Consider the following 21,854-nt stretch of genomic DNA (forward strand, 5'->3'; position numbering starts at 1 on the left):
CGAAGCACAGGTGTCTCATGAAAGCTCAAGCCCGCCACATCCTGGTCAAGACCGCTGAAGAGGCCGAAAAGCTCAAACAGCGCATCGCCAATGGCGAGGCCTTCGACGTGCTGGCCAAGAAGTTCTCCACCTGCCCTTCGGGCAAGCGCGGCGGCGACCTGGGCGAAGTGCGGCCAGGGCAGCTGGTCGGGGCGATCGACCAGGTGATTTTCAAGAAACCCCTGCGTGTGGTGCACGGGCCGATAAAAAGCAAGTTCGGCTACCACCTGGTGCAGACGTTCTACCGCGACTGAACGCGCCATTAACGGCGCGCGGCCAGCAAGCCGAGGCCTGCGCAACCGAGCAGGCCGGCGCTGACCCGGTTGAACACCCGGCGCGGGCCCGGCTGGCTGAACCAGCGCTGCAGGTAGGCGCCAAGGCCGGCATAGAGGGCAATCGCCACCCATTCCAGCAGCAGGAACAGTACCCCCAACCAGAGAAACTGCTCACTGACCGGGGTGGTGCTGCCTACCGTGACGAACTGTGGCAGGAAAGCGGTAAAAATCAGGATCGCTTTCGGGTTGCCCGCGGCCACCCAGAACTCCTGCCGCGCCAGGCGCCAACTGCCACGCGGTTGCTCGCTGGCCACCAGCGCCTCGCCCACCGGGGCGCACCACAGCTGCCAGGCGATGTAGAACAGGTAGGCCGCACCCACCACCTTGATCACCAGGAACAGGTATTCGCTGGTGTGCAGCACCACCGCCAGGCCCATCGCTGCCAAGGCAATCATGCCGCTGAAGGCGATGATGCGCCCGCCACCTGCTACGCAGGCGGTACGCAGGCCGTAGCGGCTGGCATTGTGCAACGACAACAGGTTGTTCGGCCCAGGTGCCATGTTCAGGGCGAAGCAGGCAGGGATGAATAACAGCAGGCTCGACAGGTCCATTTCGTTCTCCTGGAAATCTGCCGCCAATTTCGATGCTCAAGCGGTACCGGGTCAAGGTACAGCCACAGGCAAAAACTGTACGGCAGTGCGTTCGGCGCTGTTAAGCTGCCAGCCAGACCAAGGACTTCAGCATGCCCCCTACCCGCTCCTCACTCTGGCGCGATCCGGCCCTGCCCTGGGTGGAAAGCCGCCGGGCCTGCCACAGCCGTGCCTGCTACAAGGCCCATAGTCATCCGACCTTTTCCATTGGAGCGGTGGATGCGGGGTACAGCCTCTTCACCGGCGCGGGTGATGGGCAACAGCGCCTGGCCCCAGGCACGCTGGTGTTGGTGCCGGCGCAGCGGGTGCATGCCTGTAACCCCGAGCCCGGTCAGGCCTGGAGCTACCAGATGCTGCATGTCGAGGCCCAGTGGCTTGCGCAGCTGCGGCTGGAGTCGGGGGTCGATGCGGCCGCGCCGGGGGCCCCGGCACGGATAAGCCGGCTGCCTGCGTTGTACCGGGAATTCTGTGCGTTGAATGAATTGCTGTTCTCGGCTGCAAGCAGCGGCGAAAAGGAAGCCGCCCTTATCGCCTTCATGGGTGATCGTGATTTTGCCCAGCATCCGCACCTGGAAGCCGCGCCAGCGCCCGTGTTAGGCCTGCCGGCCCTGGGTAGCCTGATTGAGTACATCGAAGCCCAGGACCCTGCCCGGCTCAGCCTTGAAGTGCTTGCCCGGCAAGCAGGGCTTGGCCGCTATCAGTTGATCCGTGCGTTTCGCGCCGCCACCGGGCTGACGCCGCATGCCTACCTGATCAATGCCCGCATCAACCGTGGCCGCCGGCTGCTAAACGACGGGCTGGCGCTGGCCGAGGTGGCCTATCGATTGGGTTTTGCCGATCAGAGCCATTTTCAGCGGGTATTCAAGGCGCATGTGGGCGTGACGCCGGGTCAGTATCGGCTGCGCCGGGGTTAGCCGCCTTGGGCAACCTGCAATAATCTTCAATACCTGCTTCTGACGCGCCTGCACACTGCGGCTCCACCCCTTGAGAAAGCCGCCCCATGGAGCAGTTTCTGATCGTCGCCCTCGCCCACTTCCTGGCCCTGCTGTCCCCTGGCCCGGATTTCTTCCTGGTCGCCCGCACCTCGATCAGCGCCGGTTGGCGCGTCGCCAGCGGCGCCTGCCTGGGCATCGCCCTGGCCAATGGCCTGTTCATCAGCCTGGCTTTCGCAGGCCTGGCGGTACTGCAGGAAAGCAGCCTGGTGTTCATCGCCTTGCAGCTGGCCGGCGCGCTTTACCTGCTTTACATAGGCGCGCTGTTCCTGCGCCACGCCGGACGATCCGGCCTGGCTGCGGTCGGTACCCGAGGGGCAGTGAGCGGGTGGTTGCGAGGGCTGGGGATGGGCTTCGTATCGGGCGGGCTCAACCCCAAGAACGGACTGTTCTACGCCAGCCTCGCCAGCATGGTCGCCAGCAGCAGTGTTGGCTGGAAATGGGCCTATGGTGTCTGGATGTTCAGCATCGTTCTGTTGTGGGACTTACTGGTAGCGGCAGTGATCGGCAACCAGCGCCTTTTGCGGCGCTTTGCTCATGCCCTGCCCTGGCTGGAGCGGGCCTCGGGGATGATGCTGATAATACTGGCAGGTGCATTGCTGCTCAGACTGGCGCGGGGTTGAGCAGTGCCAGGTCGGCCAAGCCCATCAGGCTGAAATGCCCGCTTGCCCAACCCCCGGTGTCCAGGTGCCAGACGTTACCCAACCGCTTGGCCTGGAGCACCGGCGTATGCCCCACCAGCAGGGCACGCACGCCTTCAACGGCGCCGGTGTCCCCTTCTTTGAGCCGCCGCCGGGACCATTGGCACACTTCACGCACGCCCGGGTCATCATCTTCCAGCAGACTGGCGCGCAGCTCGGCCCAGTCTGTAAAGGGGCTGTCGGCATGCAGCACACCAATCAGTCCGGCCTCTGTCTGCACTTCCATGGCTATCGGCAGCTGCAGGAAGTGTTCGACGAACACAGCCTGCTCATCTTTTGGCAGGTCGAGAAACCAACCGCCGCCCGCTGCCCGATACATGTCCAGATCCAGCCGCCCCCCGTAATGACAGGTGATGGCCAACGATTCGTGGTTGCCCTGCACAGCGTAAAACCACGGCTTGGTCAGCCACGTCAGTGCCTCGAGACTATGAGGGCCGCGGTCGACCAGGTCGCCGACGCTGAACAGCCGATCCACTGCTGGGTCGAACCCTACCGCCGCCAGGCATTGCTCAAGCCGCCGAAAATGCCCGTGTATATCGCCAACTGCCAGATCACGGCCGTGGCTGTTGGCGGCTACCCGCCGAAACCGGCTCATTGCATTCTTCCTCTGCTACTGCACGCTGGGGAGCGGACGATGGGTGCCGCGCTCGTCCATGACGTGCTCATGCCCCTGTCAACCAACAGCATGGCACAAGTTTCGCCCCGCCCGCGGCCTGCTGAAATACCCTTCACTGGTACAGGCATCCGTGGCGGTAGTATGCTCGGCCTTCGACCTGTACCAGGGAAAGGGATTACCCATGAAACTCTGTGCCGTACAGCTGGCATCCGTCAAAGGCGACCTGCAAGTCAATCTCGACCGTCACCTGCACTGCATAGAACAGGCCGCAGGCCTGGGCGCCGAACTGGTGGTATTCCCCGAGCTGTCGCTGACGGGTTACGAGCCTACCCTGGCACGGCAGGTGGCCTTGCCGATCACCTCGGCCCGGCTCGATCCGTTACAGCGACTCTGCGACCGCCTGGAAATCTGTGTAGCCGTGGGCCTGCCATTGCCCACGGCTGATGGCATTCAGATCGCAATGCCGATCCTGCGTCCCGGTCAGCCGCGGCTGGCCTACGCCAAACAACGGCTGCACGAGGACGAGTTGGCGTTTTTCTCAGCCGGCGAGCAGCCCTTGGTTTTCGCCGCAGGGCAACTGCAGATAGCACCCGCCATCTGTTACGAGTCGATGTTCCTCGCGCACGCAGCACAAGCCCGCGACAGCGGCGCCGAACTGTATCTGGTGAGCGTGGCGAAAACCGCAAAGGGCGTCCGTGAAGGCCATGAGCACTACCCCCAAGTCGCTCGCACTTTGGGTATGCCGGTATTGATGGCCAACTGCGTGGGGCCGGCCGACAACTTCGTGGGCGCCGGCGGCTCGGCGGCCTGGGACAGCCAGGGCAACCTGCTGGCAGCGCTGGACGGTCGCCAGGAAGGCATCCTCTTGCTGGATACCACGAACGCCAGCGCCAGCGGCGTATCGCTGAGCATGCCGTCGCCATGAAGTATCTGCTTTTGACAGCGGCCTGTTTTGCCAGCACCCATCACGTGCTGGGCCTGTTGATCGACAGCCATCTGAATGAGCTGGCCGAGGGGTTGCGCCATCGCCCGGATGCACCACCGCCCGGCCAGTACCTGCGCGAAGTAAGGCCCCAGGCCCGCCGGGCGCATCGGCAGTACACGCTGATGGCAGGCTCGACGCTGGCAGTGGTGGTTTGCCTGATCGCGTACTGGGTCAGCTGAGTGGCCAGGTTCAGTCGCGACCCTTCACCGCCAATACCTGGCTAAAAGTCCCAAGCCTGGCTCTGTTGGCCTTCCAGCGCCAGGAGGTACTGCTTGGCCGGTATTCCCCCGGCAAACCCGGTCAGGCTCCCGGATGCGCCGATCACCCGGTGGCACGGGGCAATGATCGAGATCGGATTACGGCCGTTGGCCGCACCGACCGCGCGTACGGCGCTGGGGTTACCGATCTGCCGGGCAATGTCGCTGTAGCTTCGGGTCTGGCCGAACGGAATGGTGAGCAACGCCGCCCACACCTGGCGCTGAAACGCGGTGCCGGCAAAATCTAGTGCCAACTCGAAACGTTGGCGCTTGCCAGCAAAATACTCATCCAACTGACCAGCGGCTTGGCGCAGTATTGGCTTTTCATCATCGCGATGCACCTCACCCAGGCGCACGCGGTTCTCCCGCTCCTGTTCCCACAGTACAGCGGCCAGGCACTCGCCGCGGGCCACCAGGGTCAAGGTGCCGACCGGGGACTGCATCAAGGTGAAGGCACTGGACATGGGATTTTCTCACTGCAAGGCTGGGTGCGGGCACTGTAGCGTCGGCCCTGGCACCGCGCATCCGTTTTCTTGCTCAGGCATCCACGCAGCTCGCGATGCGGCGGGCTTGGGCCAGGTCGATTTTCGGGATCAACGTCGCGGGAATGCGAGAAACCTCGGACAGGTTGTAAACCCGGAACCGCTCGCTGACAACCTGCTCGGCCATCAGCGTCAGCGACGGCAGTATGCGGCTCTCCCAGTGCTGATCGAGCCCACAGGGGGAATGCTGCCCCTCGGCCTTCTCGTAAAAGCGCCCCAGTGACTGGTCGAGGTCGACACCGACCAGCAACACCTGCTCGAAACCCAGGTGATAGGCCAGTTGCAGCGCTACATAAACCACTGTCCGGGCATCGTAGTAGCCCCTTGAGAGGTCTTTGCTGAAGGCGATCGATCGCGCCCGTTTGCTCCACAACGCCCTGCTGCAGACATGGGACGCGCCGTGCCCGCGCAACCCGTCGAGCAAGCCGGGGTTGTCGGCTTTATGCAGTGGGTAACACGCGGTACCGAGCGGGATATCCGCGCCGACGAACTGCTCTGGCCACAATGCCAAGCGCTGGCTATCGCGCAACGCCAGGGCAAACAACGCCGGCTGCTGCGTGGGAAAACTTTTGTCGGTGCAGAGGTAAAAGAACGGCTTCACACCACACGCATCGGTGAGGGAAACCGAACCATTCATGGCAAGCACAGGAAGGTGTGCAAATTCAAGCAAGGGGAACTGTTTGGCAGAAGCGCCCGACGCAAGAATCACCACAGGCCCTTTCTGGGTATTTCGGCACGCCTCGAAACTTGAGAACGCGCCACGCTCGGCGTTGAGCCGTGTAGGAGATGTATTCATCGTGCCATCATCGGTTTGCAGTACTCAAAACACAATACCCCGGGCACCGTACGATCATTTATACAGAGCGCACACACCTGGGCAATGTCTGGCCCTGCGTATCAGGCGCCGGCGTCATTTATTCATGAGTCTCCTTGCTGGTTACCCCTGGCGGTACTAATACTTAACTCTCTGCCTGGGGAGGCACGAACAATGCAACCAAGATTCGTTATCGTTCCCGCAGTACCTATCGAAAGGGAATCATTCCGTGTCGCCGGCCGTTATTACGCAGCAATCGTCAGCGGCGGCTACGACATCTACGACAACCAAGCAAAGGAGCGTCTCAAGCCCAGTTACTCCAGCAAAGAGGATGCGCAGGTGCAATGCCGGCAGATGAACCTGAAGGCCTAGAAGGCATGGGAGTGCCAGGAGCCAGGCCTCACCTCAATCCAGACACTCCCTGGCCGCCAGGCGCAATTTGTTGCCCGAGAGGAAACTACCTTTGTAGAACGTCGCCCGGCTGCCCTCCCCGGACTCCACCACTTCAAGGACTTCGTCGGAAGTCACTGCGCTGGGTGCGGTCAGGCGGTAGCCGTGGGAAATGGATTTTTGCGTCGTCATTGGCGCCAGCGCTTGCCATTTGGGCAATACACAGGCGACATAGCCTTCTGGCGACTTGCGGGTCAGCTTGCTGGCTGTCGGCTTTCCGGGGTTTGCACAACCGGCCAGGCTCATCACCAGGACGGAGCAGAAAAAGATGCGAAAGTTAGGCATTTGCATTTGACTCAAGTGAACAGGGTGCATTTTAACCACGGTTTTGCATCAGCACTAATCCACCAAGGTAGGACTCGAAATCGTTCCGCATGCAATCAAGCCTGCTCAGGCGCGGGCGCTGAGAATGAAAAGCCCGCACCTGTGTGGCGCGGGCTTTCATGCTCAGGGTTGCAGTTGGCGAATTAGGCCTTCGAACACATGAGCGCTGCGTCGAGCAGCCGCCCGTGGTCATACCAGGCATCACGCTGATAGGCCATGAACTGGTGACGCGTGCCGTAGCTACGCAACTCTACAAGGCCATTGGCTGTATTGGGGTCGGTACTGTCGACGAACAGGCGGACCGAGTCGCCACTACCCACCTCATAGGTGGTAGCACTCCCATGCAACTCTTCTTTGACGCACCCCAGATAATCCGGCGGGCTCTTCTCAGTGATACCCGAGGTCTGATCATGCCCATCCCGAACATCGGGGTTATGTGCACACCCGGCCAAAAAAGTTGCAGCCAAGGCTGACATCAGTATTGCGCTTGCGAACGATCTAGAGTTTTTCACGCGACACGCTCCGGCGCCCCCGTCAACAACCCTCGAAAAACAGCTAATGAGAAACGCCCTGTTTTTATTTTGCCCTGCTCATATTACCCTCACTGTTAGCAGGGCAATATTCTTCTTCGCTATATGGCTGGCGACAGCGTCCTAGCTGGTTTGCTGCTGACGGGCACTCGGCATGAGGAGTGCCAACCGCACCGCTCAATCTTGCTCGGTCAGTTCACAAACGCCATTTGCACCGCCCTTGCCCGTGTACGAAACCCCCACAGACTCATCCGGGTTGACCATGATGGAGACGGTAACCCCAGCGCCCTTGGCTTCGTAATACGCGTCACTGAATTTCTTCACCTTTGCCTCCTTGGCATTGATGTAGACAGGGCCGCCTTCATCCGCGTGCACTTCGATGTCGCCCGGGCATGTGGCATTCACCAATGGGATGCCTGCGTTGGCCATACCTGCAACAGCAATCAGAAAAACGCCCAGCATTGGCCGCTTCATTCAAACCTCCTGATCCGAATACAACCTCAGTTATAGGCATAGACGAATGTGAGCGCGCGCGCCTGCAACCTGACAAGGCCGTCGAAGCTGCCCGCCAGGCGCCTCAGCCTCTGGCACGCTCGTAAGCGTCCACCTGCTGCTTCGGGATCAGCACAGTTCTTGAAGCAGGAAGCTTGCTGGCGACATCGGGGTCACGCGCCACTTCATGTGCGAAACAGACGAGCCAGGCACCGTCTGCCTGAACAGCCACGTGGGCCAGGTAACTACCCACTTGGTCAATGGTGAGGCCGGAGGCGTCGGCTATCAGTTGGTATTGGTCAGCAATGTCCATTCGACCTTCCAGGTGCCGGGCCCTTGCCGGCCATGCATGCGTTCGATCGAGTGGCAGGCATCAGGCTCTGCCCGCCTGGCTCTGGACATACTGCTCAGCCATCACCTTGCCTTCGAGGATGGCCTCCGTGGAGGACGAAAATGCCCGACTCACTCGCAGCGTTCTCGAAACACTGCCTGGTCGGCCGACCTCTACCAGCATGCCGGTGGGTGATTCAGTGCACGATTCCCACAAAACGTAAATGGATGCCTGGTAACCCAGGTAAGAATGCACATAAAGGTCATGATTGGTGGACTGAAGGTTCATCTGATTCTCCAACGGGCGCCCTGATTGCACCTCTACTGCAAATACGACTGGTGCGTTCACGCGTGCGTTCCGTTTCCAGTGCGGTTACCTGGAAAGTCGCGAGCCTTTTCGCGGCAGCGGCTCCGGGGCGGGTGGCTGTGGCGCTGGAAACGTGCGGGCAACCCAATCGCGAGCCCTGTCCAGCGCCCAGGCCATGGCTGCGGACAGCTTCTGTCCAGGGCAATCGGTAAAGCTCTCCTCGAGCAGGAGCACGCCTTTTTTCCCATAGATGCCCAGGAACAGCTGCGTGACGTTATCCCTTGAAAGCCGTGCCTGGATATTGATCAAGGTGCCGCAGGAGAGCCGCTCGTCGTAGTTGCGCACATGTAATTCTGGACTGGCCCAGTCCCAATAAATCTTGCCGCGATTGCGCATGGAGCGGACCTTCACCTTTGACATTCCTGACCGGGAAGACAGCATACACAGCTGCACCGGGGAATCCAGGCAGGAACGACAAGGTTACATTCTTTTACATTTGCAAGCGGCGCTCAAACCGCGATGGGTTCGGCGAGGTTGCAGTATTGTCCCTTGAAATACAGCAATGGCTGCGCATCAGCGGCTTTGTGCAGGTTCAGCGCCTTCACTTCACCGATCACGATCAGATGGTCGCCGGCTTCGTGCTCTGCGTGAATTTCGCAATCGAGCCAATACAGACTGCCAGCGATGATCGGGTTGCCCAAAGGCGATTGCTGCCACTCGACCCCGTGCCACTTATCCGTCCCGCGCCGCGCGAACTGGTTGGAGATCCCGACCTGTTCACCGGACAGAATGTTGACCGCGAAGCGACCTGCCTGGCGAATCTTCGGATAGCTGGCCGAGTTGGACATTACGCTGAATGACACCAGCGGCGGGCTCATCGACACGCTGTAAAAGGACTGGCACGTGAAGCCAATCGGCTCGTCACCCATGTGGGTTGTGATCACCGTGATGCCGGAGGCGTAGTGCCCAAGCGCTTCGCGCAAGCGCGTCGGCTCGATAGCATTAGGGAATGACATAGTAGGTCCTGGGTATTGATTACCGCGCGAAGGTGCAGCAAAAGCCTAGTCAGCCCGAGCATTCGGGCTGAACCTTACCTGAGCCTTCGCTGAGCACCTTCGACTTGGGCTCAGCGTTTGTTCAGGAGCTCTTGACGGACGATTTCCGCGCCCGCGCTCAGCGCATTGAGCTTGCCTCTTGCCACCTCACGCGGCAGCGGCGCCATACCGCAGTTGGTGCAGGGGTAGAGCTTGTCGGCATCTACGAACTGCAGGGCCTTGCGCAGCGTGTTTGCCACCTCTTCCGGGGTTTCGATGGCGTGGTTTGCCACATCGATGGCACCGACCATCACTTTCTTGCCACGGATCAGCTCGATCAGTTCCATGGGCACGTGGGAGTTGTGGCACTCCAACGAGACGATATCGATGCAGGACTTCTGCAGCTTGGGGAAGGCCTCTTCGTATTGACGCCATTCCGAGCCCAAGGTCTTTTTCCAGTCGGTATTGGCCTTGATTCCATAGCCGTAGCAGATGTGCACGGCGGTTTCGCACTTGAGGCCTTCGATGGCGCGCTCCAGGGTAGCGACACCCCACTCGTTCACCTCGTCGAAGAAGACGTTGAAGGCGGGCTCGTCGAACTGGATGATGTCGACACCGGCGGCTTCCAGTTCGCGCGCTTCCTGGTTGAGGATCTTGGCGAATTCCCAAGCCAGCTTTTCACGGCTCTTGTAATGCGCGTCGTACAGCGTGTCGATCATGGTCATGGGGCCTGGTAGCGCCCATTTGATCGGTTGCGAGGTTTGCTGACGCAGGAACTTGGCGTCCTCGACAAAGACCGGCTTGCGCCGCGCAACGGCGCCCACCACCGTTGGCACGCTGGCATCGTAGCGATCGCGAATCCTGACGGTTTCACGTTGTTCGAAATCCACGCCATCGAGATGCTCGATAAAGGTCGTGACGAAATGCTGACGTGTTTGCTCGCCATCGCTGACGATGTCGATACCGGCATGTTGCTGTTCTTGCAAAGACAAACGCAGCGCGTCCTGCTTGCCTTCGATCAGTTGATCACCTTCCAACTTCCACGGGGACCAAAGTTTTTCAGGCTCTGCGAGCCAGGACGGTTTAGGCAAGCTGCCAGCCGTTGAAGTGGGGAGCAATTTTTTCACAATAAAGACCTTGTACGTTAGACGATTCAAGCGGCGTCACTGGCAGACCACTGCTCAAGAATGGCGTAATAGGGTTTGATGAAGTGCTCTTCGGCAAACTTCCCTTGCTCGATAGCGAGCCGGCCGCGTTCTTCACGATCATAAACAATACGCGTCAGCGAATAATCCTGGTGTTGCAAGCTGGGCTGATAAGACTTCCCAGCAGCGGAGTTCGCGTTGTAGATTTCAGGCCGGTAAATTTTCTGGAACGTGTCCATCGTGCTGATGGTGCTGATTAATTCCAGATTGGTGTAGTCACCAAGCAAATCACCGGCAAAATAGAAGGCCAGCGGTGCAACACTGTTCGGCGGCATGAAGTAGCGAACCTTCAGGCCCATCTTGCTGAAATACTCATCGGTCAGGGAGTACTCGTCCTGCCGGTACTCGACGCCGAGCACGGGGTGCTGATTCTCTGTGCGCTGGTAGGACCTGGCGCTGGAGACGCTCAGGCAGATGACCGGCGGCTTGCTGAAATGCGCCTTATACGTGTCCGAGTTGACGAAGGACTTGAACAGCTTGCCGTGGAGGTCGCCAAACTTGTCGGGGGTGCTGAATTGCACCTGGCCCTTGTTGTGGCTCAACAACAGCACGCTGAAATCATAATCCCTGACGTACGAGGAGAAGTTATTCCCCACCATACCGGCGATACGCTCATTGGTGTGACGGTCAACGACCGTCGTTTTCAAGACCTCGATCAATGGCAAGGCAGGCGTGCTGCGTACAGCACCGATATTCATTTCAACGGAAATGATTTCAAGCTCGAGCGTATAACGATCAGCATTGGGGTTATCCCAATGCGCCAAGGCATTGAAGCGATTGTCGATCATCTTCAGCGTATTGCGCAAATTCTCTTGACGACTCGCCCCTCTCGCCAAATTGGCGAAATTGGTCGTTGTGCGCGTATTGTCCGATGGCTGATAATGCTCATCGAAGCGAATGCTTTTGAGGGCAAATGCAAATTCATTGCTCATGTTGGCCTGACGTCCTGATCTCGTAATCCGTTCAGTGCACCGTATAGCTTTTTTGATCAGCTAATTAGTGGGTCACTGGCGCTAATTGAGGGGCAGTTTATAGAGCGCGGTTGAGCGGTGGCTAATGAATTGATTTCAAAGGATCGTTAGCGCTGCTCATGATCAGGCCAGGATCAGATGAATACCCTTCACTCAGCTGAGCTTTTAGGCCTTGGACGCTCGCGATTGCTGATCTTCACCCCACGCCCCGCCCTGACGCCCTGACGCCCTGACGCCCTGACGCCCTGACGCCAGCAGTACTCACAATCGGCTGGGTGTTTGGGTGGTCAAAAAAAACGTCTAGGCAATACCGGAAGCCGGCGAACACAGGCAGGGTGAGCTAGAGTTTTTGGTATGTCCACGCACCGTGAGATGACGATCATGCTAAAACAAGAAGCAGACGACGTGATTGAGCGTATCAGGGAAGATCTGAAAAGGCATGGCGTGTTGATTGGCTACGATCCAGAGTTCACCACCCCTGATTTCGGTTGCGACCTGGACCACCACGTCGCTCAGGTCAGAGAGGATCCAGAAGCCCGCGTCCTGTGTATCGTGATACATGACGAAGGCTTGTGGGCTCAGCTCAAGCAGGGGTCCATTTACCGCTGCGTCGTCAGTGAGTGTAAAGGCAAGCTGTTCGGCCTGCCGGTCATCATCGACCCGCAAACCGATGCGTCATACACCATTGAATACAAGCCCTGACGCGGCTGCAGGGTAGCCTGCCAGCGAGGGTCACCATCTGCCTGCCAGGTAGAACATCCCTCCACCAAGCGCCGTCAAGACGATGCCGTCAAACACATCGCCAAAAGAGGCTTTACCTGAACACCATGCCTCGATCTGCGTGGCCAGGAAAAAGACCGCGATGAATAACACGGCGCCCGCGATGCGGCGCTGAACCTTGAACCTGGCCTTGTCGGTTCCGAACCACAGCATGCATGCCTCCTTTCGTGTTCACTGATGAACTCAGGATAACCCGACGCGCGCATCGATACCGACATGGCCTAGTTCGAAATCACCCTCTTGGCCCTGTGGGGCTAGTCCAAGCGTAGCTACAGTGGGCGCCAACGAACACCAACCCACTGCGAGTAACTCCCCATGAACAACCGCCTTGACTACTTCAAGCTGTCTCCCCAAGCGTCCAACAAACTGGTCGAGCTCACCCTGCAGCTGAGCAAGAAGCCGCCACTGGCCGAGCTTGCCCACCTGATCATGCTACGGGCTTCGCAGCTCAACGGCTGTGCGTTCTGCGTGGATATGCATGTGAAAGAGGCCAAGATCCATGGCGAGCGCGAGCTGCGTCTTCACCATGTCGCCGTCTGGCGTGAATCGCAGCTGTTCTCGCCAGTAGAGCGAGCGGCGCTGGAGTGGACTGAAGCCCTGACCCAACTGCCGCCTCATGGTGTTTCCAACAGCCTGTATGCACGTGTGCGCGAGCAGTTTTCCGAGCAGGAGCTGTCGGACTTGACGTTCCTGATCGTTGCCATCAACGGCTGGAATCGCCTCAATGTGGCTTTCCAGGCGGTCCCGGGCTCGTCCGATGAGCTGTTCGGCCTGAACAAGGCCAACCTCAACTGAGGAGCTGGCTGATCAAAGTGCCAAGCTGCTCGCCCGGAGCAGCCGTGGCACAGTTGGTAAAACTCAGCAGCAGGCCTGACTGGCGCTGCGATGAGGCAGCCCAGCGCGACAACGCTTGTACCGACATGCCCTTGGCCAGCAGCTGCTCGGCCAGGGCTGTGTCGCTCACCTCCTCCGGCAAACGCAGTACCAGGTGCATGCCGCCTGGCGAGCGCTCCACCTGCATACCCCTGGGCAATGTTCGCTCCAGCGCTTCGAGGGTCACTGCCCGTCGCTCGTTGTACAGTCGGCGCATGCGTTGAATATGCCGAGCGAAGTGCCCCTCGGCAGCGAACTCCGCCACCAAGGCCTGGGTAATGGACGGTGATCCGGCCGCGAACAAGGCTCGGCCCACGCGCTCGAACGCTGCCACCTGAGCCTGCGGCACCACCAGGTAAGCCAGCCGAATGCCAGGGAACAGCACTTTGCTGAAGGTGCCGGCATACAGCACGCGCCCATGGCGATCCAGGCTGGCCAGCGCAGGAAGTGGACGACTGACGTAGCGATACTCGCCATCGTAATCGTCCTCGACGATCCAGGCACCGGTGCGGGCAGCCCAATCCAGTAGCAACTGTCGGCGCGGCAGCGACAGCGCCATGGACAGCGGGCTCTGATGCCCCGGTGTCACCATGGCCACCTGAGCCGGCCGAGAAGCGGCGATGGCCTGCTCCACATTCATTCCATCGGCATCGACCGGCACCGCTTCGAGCGCCAAGCCGAACTGGCGAAGCACCTGGCGCGTAGTGGGATAGCCCGGGTCTTCCACCCAGGCGCGCTCGCCTGGCTGCAACAAGGTATGCGCGACCAACGACAGGCTATTGCGCCAACCGCTGGTGATGAACACCTGATGAGCACCGCAATCGATACCTCGGGACACCTGCAGGTACGAGGCGATGGCGCTGCGCAACGCCGCCAGGCCGTGGGGGGCCGGATAGTCCAGGTCCCCCAGGCGCATCCCGCGCAGATACCGAGCACCGAGGCGCGCCCATATCTTGCGCGGAAATGCATCCAGCGCCGGCACCCCCATCTGGAACGGCAACAGTTGCGGCGGACGCCAGAGCGAATCAGCACAGTCTTCGATCACTGGGCTGCTGACCGGTAACGCGGTGGCCGTCGATACAGGCTTCTGCAGTTCGGGGTTGACCACGGTGCCTTTCTGCCCGAGCGCCAGAAGGTAACCCTCGCTGACCAGCAGCGAATAGGCCAGTTCGACGGTACCACGGGCCACCCCCAGGTCCTTGGCCATGGCGCGCGCCGACGGCAAGCGGTCACCGGGAGACAACGTGCCGGCGGCAACGGCAGCCAGCACGCGGTCGTAGAGTTGACGATACAGAGGCAAACCGGACTGCTCTTGCAAGGGTGCAAAAGACGGCGTGGGGGGAGTCATCATGGCCTAGTTCATATCCCATTTCTTGGCTCAGGCAAGTGGGTCATTGCACGTTCACTATAGCGCCATCAGCTACTGATGAGGCTAACCCCCATGACATTCACTTCGCACAACTTCGTACCCAGCGTGCTCGATCTGAACGACACCGCCCTGCGTCCCTTGGACAGCACCCAAGATCTGCGCAGCGCATTCCCGGTAATGCAGCAATTGCGCCCACACCTGACCAGCGAAGCCGACTTCATCAGCCGCATCGAGCGTATGCGCGTTGACGGCTATCGCCTGATTGGCGCCTACGACTCAGGCGTTCTCGTGGCGCTGGCGGGTTACCGCCTCCAGGAAAACCTGGTCTACGGCGCATTCCTGTATGTCGATGACCTGGTAACCGCCGAGGCTCAGCGCGGTGGTCATTGGGGTTCGCGCTTATTGCAGGGCTTGGAACGACTGGCCCGTGCCAGCGGTTGTGCACGCCTGGTGCTCGACACGGGTTTGGCTAACGCCCGCGCACAACGGTTCTACTTCCGCGAAGGCCTGTTGACCGGTGCTCTGCGCTTTCAAAAACAGTTCGTTACGCCATAACCCCCCTACGCTTCCAAGGAGGCAACCAGCATGACAACGTCCCAGCAGCCACTTGCTCCTGTGCGTATTCTTCGCCTGATCGCCAGCCCCAATGCAGGCGCTTCTGAAAGTCTGAAACTGTCCCAGCAGATCCTGTTCGCCCTGGCCAACCAGTCCGGCAGAAGGGGCATCCAGTTGACCAATCTTGACCTCAACACCTTGGCCCCAGTCGATGCGCCATACGCCCAGGCGTTAGCCAATCAGGGCGTGGTCGTAGCGAGCGGCCAGGAAGGTACGTTGACCCGTTCCGACGAATTGATCGACCAACTGCTGGCCTGCGACGTACTGCTGATTGCCACGCCGATGCACAACTACAGCGTGCCCGCCTCGCTCAAGACGTGGATCGACCAAGTGGTGCGCGTGGGCAAAACGTTTCTCGGCACCGCCAAAGGCAAAGTGGGCACGCTGGCGGATCGGCCGGTTTACGTCGCGATAGCCAGCGGTGGCGCGATCAGCGGCCCAAATGCCCGGCAACCCGATTTTCTGCGCCCCTACCTGTCCGCCGTCCTCGCCACCATTGGGCTGAATCACGTGGACTACTTTACCGTTGAAGGTACGGCCAAGGGGGTGGAGTCACTGAATACTGGAAGAGCAACAGCGTACGGTGAAGTGCAGGCGTTCTTCAGTAAGAGTAGGCAAAGAGTGGATCAAGTCTATAGTCCGCGTTAAGACCAACCGGTCGGCGCGCCCGCACTGGCGGTGTAGATCGCCATGGGCAAATTCCTGGCCTGGTCAGCGTCCATGTTCGCTGGCCTGCGGCAGAGACTCGCATCGATCCTTGGGCGGTGTTGGCTCAGCCGTGATGTTCTGCCTGCACGCACTTGTAGCGCTTGTAGCGGCGCCATTCAGCATAAGGCAATATTCGGGCGGTCAACATCGCATAGAAGGATTGCATGGATGCCGTTTTCACCGAAGGAACGTGCTGCACTATTAGCGCTTAAGGGCGTAGGCCCAACCGTCATCACCAGACTTGAGCAGTTGGGTATCGAATCAATGTTCGAGTTGAGCAGGGCCAGCGTTACCGACATCTTGGCCCGGGCATCCGCTGCCGTAGGGTCGACATGCTGGAAAAATAGTCCTCAAGCAAAAGCAGCGGTGACCGCCGCCGTCGAGCTTGCGAAAGGCTCGTTAACGAATAGCTCATCCTGACTTGGCCACGCTTTTGGGCATTTCAGCGTGGGGATGATGAAGGCGTAGCCATGGCGCTGATGTCGCGGTGCAGGGCGTGTAACTGGCCATGGCCATCGTTAATGCGACAGGGGTGACAGCTGGGCTAATGTAGCGATCCACTCGGTCCGAGCGCGTGACCAGTTGGCCAGTCATGCTTTCGATCCGCTGATGAGGATGGGACGGTTCATGCCTTGGGTGGTCCGGCACTTGGCAGGCCGTACTTGAAGGGGTCAGCGCCACGGTTCTGCTGGTTTTTCGCTTTGCGTGCCTCATCTGGCGGGCTGATCATCTGCACGGTGAGGCTGCCGTCGCTGCCGGCGTACACCACGGCACTGGCACCGCCGTCGTGGTAGCTGGCGATGGTGGCCAGGTTGATTTCCACCAACGCGCTGCTGACGCCGGTATTGCCCAGGCGTCGACCGATGTCATAGCCCTCGTCGACATTGCCCACGCCCAGGCCATGGCCATCGGTATTGAGGCTGTGCAAGGCGTTGGTCAGGGCGATTTCTGCCTCAGCGTTGTTAGTGGTGTCGTAGAACACGCGCACAGGTTTTTGCCCAGCGGGCAGCGTGTCGAGGGCCTTGAGCCAACCTGCTTGCAAGGCCTTGGCCTGCAACGCGGGTTTGAGGCGCTTGCCGTGCTCGTCCTGCATGGAAACCTTGATCGGACGGTGCAGATAGCCCAGCACTGGCGCTGCGTCGAACTCTTTCAGCTGGTGTTCGGCCCAACGCACCGGCAGCCAGGGGGACGGTTCGAAATGGCCTGGGCCACGGTTGTCGATGGTTTTCCACAAGTTAGGTAGTTGCGATTGCCAGTAGGCGCTGGATATGGTGTAGGAGAGTGCTGGTGCTTTAGCGCCTTTTGCATGTTCGTCGGCTTTATACCAGTCTAGAAATGTCTTGCTCCGGTCCCAATAAAACGCCCACAACCTGCCAAAGTCAGTGTTTTTGTTCTGATTATCCTCGGCGTCATGGCTGACGAAGGGGCGAATGTAGCGGTCCACTCGGTCTGAGCGCGTGACCAACAGGCCAGTCGCGTTTTCGTAGATAGTCGGTACCACGTGGCCATTTTCCAATCCCGGTGTGCCCGGTTTGCGATAAGGGTCACGCGCCACGTCACCGTCCTGGCTCGCGATCAAGGCCTGTGGCACCTTGGGGTTATCGTCAAAAAACGTGAACAGTCGTTCGATCATGCCTTGTGCATGTGTAGTGCTTTCATCGTCTTGCCACAGAAACTGGGTAACGCCCAAAGTCGCAGCATTACGCCCTTCATTGATCAGGCCTGCAGCTCTGTAGCCCTTTGCGTAGGGATCTGGCGGCCCAAGCGCAAACACGGGGATTGGCCAGTATGCCACTGATTCACCTGCTGAATTCTTGAATGCGATACGGACTTTGATGTCCGCGGAGTTCTCCCTAGATGTTAATGACGGGTTGTAGTCTTTCGCGTCCCGCGAGTAAATCGAAGCGTAGTTGTCGTTCTTCTTTTTGATGAACTGCCAGATTTTGGACTGGCCGTCTGTGTAAATTCCTAGACCCACTCCCCGAATTTCCAGGGCGTAGGTCCGCGCTTGCGTGGCCTGCTGTTCGGCGTTTTTGGCCTCTATCTGTTTTCGGTAATTGGCAAGCTCTGCCTTCTCACTTGCCAGGGCATTGCCCCACCAGTGAGTGCCAAAGATAACCAGCAGCGAGCCGACAATAGCAGCAATGCCCCAGGCCATGATGGGTTTCATGTCGCGAAGTACCATGCCGATTTCCTGTGCTTTGAGTTGGACAATCCAGATAGAGCCGATCCAGAGCACAAGCAGCACCCCGGCGATCTGCTGATGAGGTTTGAGGTTGGCCAATGGCCTTGCAGCACCACCGGATTAACGTTCATGCGTCGGCTTGGATGCCACTCGACAAAGGCAAAAAACCCCTTTGTGAAGCGGGCAACTGGCCTTGTCGCTCAGGCAGATGGGACGCTTCATGCCTTGGGTCGCCCGACACTTGGGAGGCCATGCTTGAAGGGGTCAGCGCCACGGTTCTGCTGGTTTTTCGCTTTGCGTGCCTCATCTGGCGGGCTGATCATCTGCACGGTGAGGCTGCCGTCGCTGCCCGCGTACACCACGGCGCTGGCACCGCCATCGTGGTAGCTGGCGATGGTGGCCAGGTTGATTTCCACCAGCGCGCTGCTGACGCCGGTATTGCCCAGGCGTCGACCGATGTCATAGCCCTCGTCGACATTGCCCACGTCCAGGCCATGGCCGTCGGTATTGAGGCTGTGCAAGGCGTTGGTCAGGGCGATTTCTGCTTCAGCGTTGTTAGTGGTGTCGTAGAACACGCGCACCGGTTTTTGCCCATCGGGCAGCGTGTCGAGGGCCTTGAGCCAGCCTGCCTGCAAGGCCTTGGCTTGCAACGCGGGTTTGAGGCGCTTGCCGTGCTCGTCCTGCATGGAAACCTTGATCGGGCGATGCAGGTAGCCCAGCACTGGCGCTGCGTCGAACTCTTTCAGTTGGTGTTCGGCCCAACGCACGGGCAGCCAGGGAGACGGTTCGAAATGGCCTGGGCCACGGTTGTCGATGGTTTTCCACAAGTTAGGTAGTTGCGATTGCCAGTAGGCGGTCGACATAGTGCTGGGGGGGATAGAGACTTTAGCGCCTTTGGCACGCTCGGCCGCTACATACCACTCCGTAAATGCTCTGTTCCGGTCCCAGTAAAATGCCCACAGCTTGCCCAGGTCAGTGTTTTTGTCCTGATTATCCTCGGCGTCTTGGGTGACGAAAGGGCGCACGTAGCGGTCAACCCGGTCTGAGCGCGTGACCAGAAGGCCAGTCATACTCTCGTAGATCGTCGGAACCACATGGCCATCCTGCAATCCCGGTGTGCCGGGTTTGCGGTAAGGGTCTCGTGTTACGTCACCGTCACGGCTTGCGATCAAGGCCTGTGGCACCTTGGGGTTATCGTCAAAAAACGTGAACAGCCGCTCGATCATGCCTTGCGCATGGGCCGTGCTCTCATCGTCTTGCCACAGGAACTGGGTAACGCCCAAGGTTGCAGCATTACGACCTGAACTGATCAGGCCCGATGCACTGAAACCGCTTGCATAAGGATCAGGCGGCCCAAGCGCAAACACCGGAATCGGCCAGTAAGCCACTGCCTCACCAGCTGAATTCTTGAATGCAATACGCACTTTGATATCTCGGGAAATTTCCCTGTCGTCTAATGACGGGCTGTAGTCTTTCGCGTCCCGCGAGTAAATCGAAGAAAAATTGTCGTTTTTCTTTTTTATGAACTGCCAGATTTTGGACTGGCCGTCTGTGTAAATTCCAAGTCCGACTCCCCGAATTTCCAGGGCGTAGGTCCGCGCTTGCGTGGCCTGCTGTTCGGCGTTTTTGCCCTCTATCTGGTTTCGATAATTGGTAAGCTCTGCCTTATCACTTGCCAGGGCATTGCCCCACCAGTGAGTGCCAAAGATCACCAGCAGCGGGCCGACAATAGCGGCAACGCCCCAGGCCGTGACGGGTTTCATGTTGCGAAGTACCATGTCGCACTCCTGTGCTTTTTTGGACAATCCAACAGAGCCAGAGCACAAGCTGCACTCCGGGGATCCGCTGATGAGTCACCCAGGCAGATGGGACGCTTCATGCCTTGGGTCGCCCGACACTTGGCAGGCCATACTTGAAGGGGTCAGCGCCACGGTTCTGCTGGTTTTTCGCCTTGCGTGCCTCATCGGGCGGGCTGATCATCTGCACGGTGAGGCTGCCGTCGCTGCCGGCGTACACCACCGCGCTGGCACCGCCGTCGTGGTAGCTGGCGATGGTGGCAAGGTTGATTTCCACCAACGCGCTGCTGACGCCGGTATTGCCCAGGCGTCGACCGATGTCATAGCCCTCGTCGACATTGCCCACGTCCAGGCCTTGGCCGTCGGTATTGAGGCTGTGCAAGGCGTTGGTCAGGGCGATTTCTGCTTCAGCGTTGTTAGTGGTGTCGTAGAACACGCGCACCGTTTTTTGTCCATCGGGCAGCGTGTCGAGGGCCTTGAGCCAACCTGCCTGCAAGGCCTTGGCCTGCAATGCGGGTTTGAGGCGCTTGCCGTGCTCGTCCTGCATGGAAACCTTGATCGGACGGTGCAGGTAGCCCAACACTGGCGCTGCGTCGAACTCTTTCAGTTGGTGTTCGGCCCAACGCACGGGCAGCCAGGGGGACGGTTCGAAATGGCCTGGGCCGCGGTTATCGATGGTTTTCCACAAGTCAGGTAGTTGCGATTGCCAGTAGGCGCTGGACATGGTGGTCGGGCCTAGCAAGATTTTAACGCCTTTGGCATGCTCAGCGGCTTCATACCAGTCCATGAATGCCCTGCTCCGGTCCCAATAAAACGCCCACAATTTCCCGAAGTCAGTTTTTTTGTCCTGATTGTCCTCGGCGTCATGGCTGACGAAGGGGCGCACGTAGCAATCCACTCGCTCTGAACGCGTGACCAGCAGGCCAGTCGCGTTTTCGTAGATCGTCGGAACCACGTGGCCATTCTGCAATCCCGGTGTGCCGGGCTTGCGATAACCGTTTCGTGTCACGTCACCTTCTCGGCTCGCGATCAAAGCCTGTGGCACCTTCGGGTTATCGTCAAAAAACGTAAACAGTCGTTCGATCATGCCTTGAGCATGGGTAGTGCTTTCATCGTCTTGCCACAGAAACTGGGTAACGCCCAAGGTTGCAGCATTACGGCCTGAATTGATCAGGCCCGCGGCGCTATAGGAGCTGTCGTAGGGGGCAGGCGGCCCCAGCGCAAACACCGGGATTGGCCAGTACGCAACTGCCTCACCTGCCGACTTTTTGAATGCGATACGCACTTTGATGTTTGCAGAGTTTCTCCTGGAGGTTAGTGACGGGTTGTAGTCTTTCGCGTCCTGCGAGTAGATCGAAGAAAAATTGTCGTTCTTTTTCTGGATAAACTGCCAGATTTCGGACTGGCCGTCAGTGTAAATTCCAAGTCCCACTCCCCGAATTTCCAGGGCGTAGGTCCGCGCTTGCGTGGCCTGCTGTTCGGCGTTTTTGCCCTCTATCTGGTTTCGATAATTGGTAAGCTCTGCCTTATCACTTGCCAGGGCATTGCCCCACCAGTGAGTGCCAAAGATAACCAGCAGCGGGCCGACAATAGCGGCAACGCCCCAGGCCATGACGGGTTTCATGTTGCGAAGTACCATGTCGCACTCCTGTGCTTTTTTGGACAATCCAACAGAGCCAGAGCACAAGCTGCACCCCGGCGATCCGCTGATGAGGTTTGAAGTCGGGCGGTCTGACTCGTGACTACTCGACGCTCACAGTCAGCGCATGGCTGGCCACGCCGTGGCACCCGCATGCCAGCCGATGGCCATGCAGCACCACCGGCCTACCATTCATGCGTCGGCTTGGATGCCCTTCGACAAAGGCAAAAATCCCTTTGTGAAGCGGGCAACTAGCCTTGTCGCCCAGCACCGCTGGTGTTTTACCGTTGACGGTGTGGGTGCCAGCCAGTTGGCATGACAGCACGCTGCCCCCGCTGCTGGTGGGGTCGCCCAGGCAGATCGGATGGTTCATGC

Annotated in this window: 28 protein-coding genes and 2 pseudogenes; 11 read left to right on the top strand and 19 right to left on the bottom strand. The window is 59.3% G+C overall.

What is annotated here, in order from left to right; genetic code table 11:
* Positions 1–17 precede the first annotated feature (17 nt).
* Positions 18–293 (top strand): peptidylprolyl isomerase, encoded by a 276-nt coding sequence (locus OSW16_RS14165; protein ID WP_046786145.1) that lies wholly within the window; start codon positions 18–20, stop codon positions 291–293.
* Positions 294–301: 8 nt separating this feature from the next.
* Here the strand turns inward: OSW16_RS14165 and OSW16_RS14170 are convergent, their stop codons facing one another.
* Positions 302–925, bottom strand: coding sequence for a LysE family translocator (locus tag OSW16_RS14170; RefSeq protein WP_241803489.1), 624 nt, complete (start codon positions 923–925; stop codon positions 302–304).
* A 131-nt stretch (positions 926–1,056) separates the two neighbouring features.
* Here OSW16_RS14170 and OSW16_RS14175 point away from each other — a divergent pair, with 131 nt between their 5' ends.
* Both OSW16_RS14175 and OSW16_RS14180 read left to right on the top strand, forming a co-directional pair.
* Positions 1,057–1,878, top strand: coding sequence for an AraC family transcriptional regulator (locus OSW16_RS14175; protein WP_267816069.1), 822 nt, complete (start codon positions 1,057–1,059; stop codon positions 1,876–1,878).
* Positions 1,879–1,964: 86 nt separating this feature from the next.
* Positions 1,965–2,579 carry a LysE family translocator gene (locus tag OSW16_RS14180; protein ID WP_267816071.1) on the top strand — a complete coding sequence of 205 codons (615 nt, stop codon included), beginning with the start codon at positions 1,965–1,967 and terminating at the stop codon, positions 2,577–2,579.
* Here the strand turns inward: OSW16_RS14180 and OSW16_RS14185 are convergent.
* Positions 2,560–3,252 (bottom strand): metallophosphoesterase, encoded by a 693-nt coding sequence (locus OSW16_RS14185; protein WP_241803492.1) that lies wholly within the window; start codon positions 3,250–3,252, stop codon positions 2,560–2,562. The genes OSW16_RS14180 and OSW16_RS14185 overlap by 20 nt on opposite strands.
* A 202-nt stretch (positions 3,253–3,454) precedes the next feature.
* On the opposite strand from OSW16_RS14185, the gene OSW16_RS14190 reads away from it, so the two are divergent.
* Together OSW16_RS14190 and OSW16_RS14195 are read left to right on the top strand one after the other, a co-directional pair.
* Positions 3,455–4,198, top strand: coding sequence for a carbon-nitrogen hydrolase family protein (locus OSW16_RS14190; protein ID WP_267816075.1), 744 nt, complete (start codon positions 3,455–3,457; stop codon positions 4,196–4,198).
* Positions 4,195–4,437 (top strand): hypothetical protein, encoded by a 243-nt coding sequence (locus OSW16_RS14195; RefSeq protein ID WP_267816077.1) that lies wholly within the window; start codon positions 4,195–4,197, stop codon positions 4,435–4,437. The genes OSW16_RS14190 and OSW16_RS14195 overlap by 4 nt, the downstream gene beginning before the upstream one ends.
* A 41-nt stretch (positions 4,438–4,478) precedes the next feature.
* Here OSW16_RS14195 and OSW16_RS14200 read toward each other — a convergent pair whose 3' ends face one another.
* Together OSW16_RS14200 and OSW16_RS14205 are read right to left on the bottom strand one after the other, a co-directional pair.
* On the bottom strand, positions 4,479–4,979 hold the full coding sequence (locus OSW16_RS14200) for a methylated-DNA--[protein]-cysteine S-methyltransferase (RefSeq protein WP_267816079.1): 501 nt from the start codon (positions 4,977–4,979) through the stop codon (positions 4,479–4,481).
* Positions 4,980–5,052: 73 nt separating this feature from the next.
* On the bottom strand, positions 5,053–5,853 hold the full coding sequence (locus tag OSW16_RS14205; protein WP_267816081.1) for a lipopolysaccharide biosynthesis protein: 801 nt from the start codon (positions 5,851–5,853) through the stop codon (positions 5,053–5,055).
* Between the two features lie 192 nt (positions 5,854–6,045).
* Here OSW16_RS14205 and OSW16_RS14210 point away from each other — a divergent pair, with 192 nt between their 5' ends.
* Positions 6,046–6,243: a hypothetical protein gene (locus OSW16_RS14210; protein ID WP_267816083.1), complete on the top strand. Its 198-nt coding sequence runs from the start codon at positions 6,046–6,048 to the stop codon at positions 6,241–6,243.
* Positions 6,244–6,276: 33 nt separating this feature from the next.
* Here OSW16_RS14210 and OSW16_RS14215 read toward each other — a convergent pair whose 3' ends face one another.
* The 8 genes from OSW16_RS14215 to OSW16_RS14250 all read right to left on the bottom strand — a co-directional run bounded on the left by OSW16_RS14215 (position 6,277) and on the right by OSW16_RS14250 (position 11,475).
* Positions 6,277–6,606 (bottom strand): hypothetical protein, encoded by a 330-nt coding sequence (locus OSW16_RS14215; RefSeq protein ID WP_241803498.1) that lies wholly within the window; start codon positions 6,604–6,606, stop codon positions 6,277–6,279.
* 182 nt (positions 6,607–6,788) lie between these two features.
* Positions 6,789–7,121 carry a hypothetical protein gene (locus OSW16_RS14220; RefSeq protein ID WP_241803499.1) on the bottom strand — a complete coding sequence of 111 codons (333 nt, stop codon included), beginning with the start codon at positions 7,119–7,121 and terminating at the stop codon, positions 6,789–6,791.
* Positions 7,122–7,352: 231 nt separating this feature from the next.
* A complete protein-coding gene (locus OSW16_RS14225; RefSeq protein ID WP_267816086.1) occupies positions 7,353–7,649 on the bottom strand; it encodes a hypothetical protein in 297 nt (98 codons plus the stop codon).
* Between the two features lie 103 nt (positions 7,650–7,752).
* On the bottom strand, positions 7,753–7,980 hold the full coding sequence (locus OSW16_RS14230; protein WP_267816088.1) for a hypothetical protein: 228 nt from the start codon (positions 7,978–7,980) through the stop codon (positions 7,753–7,755).
* 390 nt (positions 7,981–8,370) lie between these two features.
* The gene (locus OSW16_RS14235) at positions 8,371–8,700 is read right to left on the bottom strand and encodes a hypothetical protein (RefSeq protein ID WP_241803503.1); all 330 of its coding nucleotides are present in this window, start codon (positions 8,698–8,700) and stop codon (positions 8,371–8,373) included.
* A 113-nt stretch (positions 8,701–8,813) separates the two neighbouring features.
* Complete coding sequence (locus OSW16_RS14240; RefSeq protein ID WP_267816091.1) at positions 8,814–9,320, bottom strand: flavin reductase family protein; 507 nt, start codon at positions 9,318–9,320, stop codon at positions 8,814–8,816.
* 110 nt (positions 9,321–9,430) lie between these two features.
* A complete protein-coding gene (locus tag OSW16_RS14245; RefSeq protein WP_267816093.1) occupies positions 9,431–10,465 on the bottom strand; it encodes a methionine synthase in 1,035 nt (344 codons plus the stop codon).
* A gap of 26 nt (positions 10,466–10,491) precedes the next feature.
* Positions 10,492–11,475, bottom strand: a complete 984-nt coding sequence (locus OSW16_RS14250; protein WP_267816095.1) for a DUF1852 domain-containing protein — start codon at positions 11,473–11,475, stop codon at positions 10,492–10,494.
* Between the two features lie 393 nt (positions 11,476–11,868).
* Between OSW16_RS14250 and OSW16_RS14255 the strand changes: the two genes are divergently transcribed.
* Positions 11,869–12,216: a hypothetical protein gene (locus OSW16_RS14255; protein ID WP_267816097.1), complete on the top strand. Its 348-nt coding sequence runs from the start codon at positions 11,869–11,871 to the stop codon at positions 12,214–12,216.
* A 30-nt stretch (positions 12,217–12,246) separates the two neighbouring features.
* Here OSW16_RS14255 and OSW16_RS14260 read toward each other — a convergent pair whose 3' ends face one another.
* Entirely contained in the window at positions 12,247–12,447 is a 201-nt protein-coding gene (locus tag OSW16_RS14260; RefSeq protein ID WP_267816099.1) for a hypothetical protein, read from the bottom strand.
* 162 nt (positions 12,448–12,609) lie between these two features.
* On the opposite strand from OSW16_RS14260, the gene OSW16_RS14265 reads away from it, so the two are divergent.
* A complete protein-coding gene (locus OSW16_RS14265) occupies positions 12,610–13,089 on the top strand; it encodes a carboxymuconolactone decarboxylase family protein (protein ID WP_241803509.1) in 480 nt (159 codons plus the stop codon).
* Here OSW16_RS14265 and OSW16_RS14270 read toward each other — a convergent pair.
* Entirely contained in the window at positions 13,082–14,518 is a 1,437-nt protein-coding gene (locus tag OSW16_RS14270) for a PLP-dependent aminotransferase family protein (RefSeq protein ID WP_267816101.1), read from the bottom strand. The genes OSW16_RS14265 and OSW16_RS14270 overlap by 8 nt on opposite strands.
* A gap of 90 nt (positions 14,519–14,608) precedes the next feature.
* Here OSW16_RS14270 and OSW16_RS14275 point away from each other — a divergent pair, with 90 nt between their 5' ends.
* From OSW16_RS14275 to OSW16_RS14290, 3 genes are all read left to right on the top strand, one after another.
* Positions 14,609–15,091 (top strand): GNAT family N-acetyltransferase, encoded by a 483-nt coding sequence (locus OSW16_RS14275; protein WP_267816103.1) that lies wholly within the window; start codon positions 14,609–14,611, stop codon positions 15,089–15,091.
* 30 nt (positions 15,092–15,121) lie between these two features.
* Positions 15,122–15,799 carry an FMN-dependent NADH-azoreductase gene (locus OSW16_RS14280; RefSeq protein ID WP_267816105.1) on the top strand — a complete coding sequence of 226 codons (678 nt, stop codon included), beginning with the start codon at positions 15,122–15,124 and terminating at the stop codon, positions 15,797–15,799.
* Positions 15,800–16,027: 228 nt separating this feature from the next.
* Complete coding sequence (locus OSW16_RS14290; RefSeq protein ID WP_267816106.1) at positions 16,028–16,279, top strand: helix-hairpin-helix domain-containing protein; 252 nt, start codon at positions 16,028–16,030, stop codon at positions 16,277–16,279.
* A gap of 205 nt (positions 16,280–16,484) precedes the next feature.
* On the opposite strand, the gene OSW16_RS14295 is transcribed toward OSW16_RS14290, so the two are convergent.
* The 5 genes and pseudogenes from OSW16_RS14295 to OSW16_RS14315 all read right to left on the bottom strand — a co-directional run bounded on the left by OSW16_RS14295 (position 16,485) and on the right by OSW16_RS14315 (position 21,852).
* Positions 16,485–18,143, bottom strand: a complete 1,659-nt coding sequence (locus OSW16_RS14295; RefSeq protein WP_324288778.1) for a type VI lipase adapter Tla3 domain-containing protein — start codon at positions 18,141–18,143, stop codon at positions 16,485–16,487.
* Positions 18,143–18,263: pseudogene (locus OSW16_RS14300) on the bottom strand (PAAR domain-containing protein); the annotation flags it as partial. The pseudogene OSW16_RS14300 and the gene OSW16_RS14295, both read right to left, overlap by 1 nt.
* Positions 18,263–19,822, bottom strand: coding sequence for a type VI lipase adapter Tla3 domain-containing protein (locus OSW16_RS14305; protein ID WP_267823970.1), 1,560 nt, complete (start codon positions 19,820–19,822; stop codon positions 18,263–18,265). The pseudogene OSW16_RS14300 and the gene OSW16_RS14305, both read right to left, overlap by 1 nt.
* Positions 19,823–19,919: 97 nt before the next feature.
* Positions 19,920–21,543, bottom strand: a pseudogene (locus OSW16_RS14310) (type VI lipase adapter Tla3 domain-containing protein).
* A 39-nt stretch (positions 21,544–21,582) separates the two neighbouring features.
* Complete coding sequence (locus tag OSW16_RS14315) at positions 21,583–21,852, bottom strand: PAAR domain-containing protein (protein WP_267816110.1); 270 nt, start codon at positions 21,850–21,852, stop codon at positions 21,583–21,585.
* Positions 21,853–21,854 lie beyond the last annotated feature (2 nt).

This window comes from Pseudomonas putida (genome assembly GCF_026625125.1).
Classification (GTDB): Bacteria; Pseudomonadota; Gammaproteobacteria; order Pseudomonadales; family Pseudomonadaceae; genus Aquipseudomonas; species Aquipseudomonas putida_X.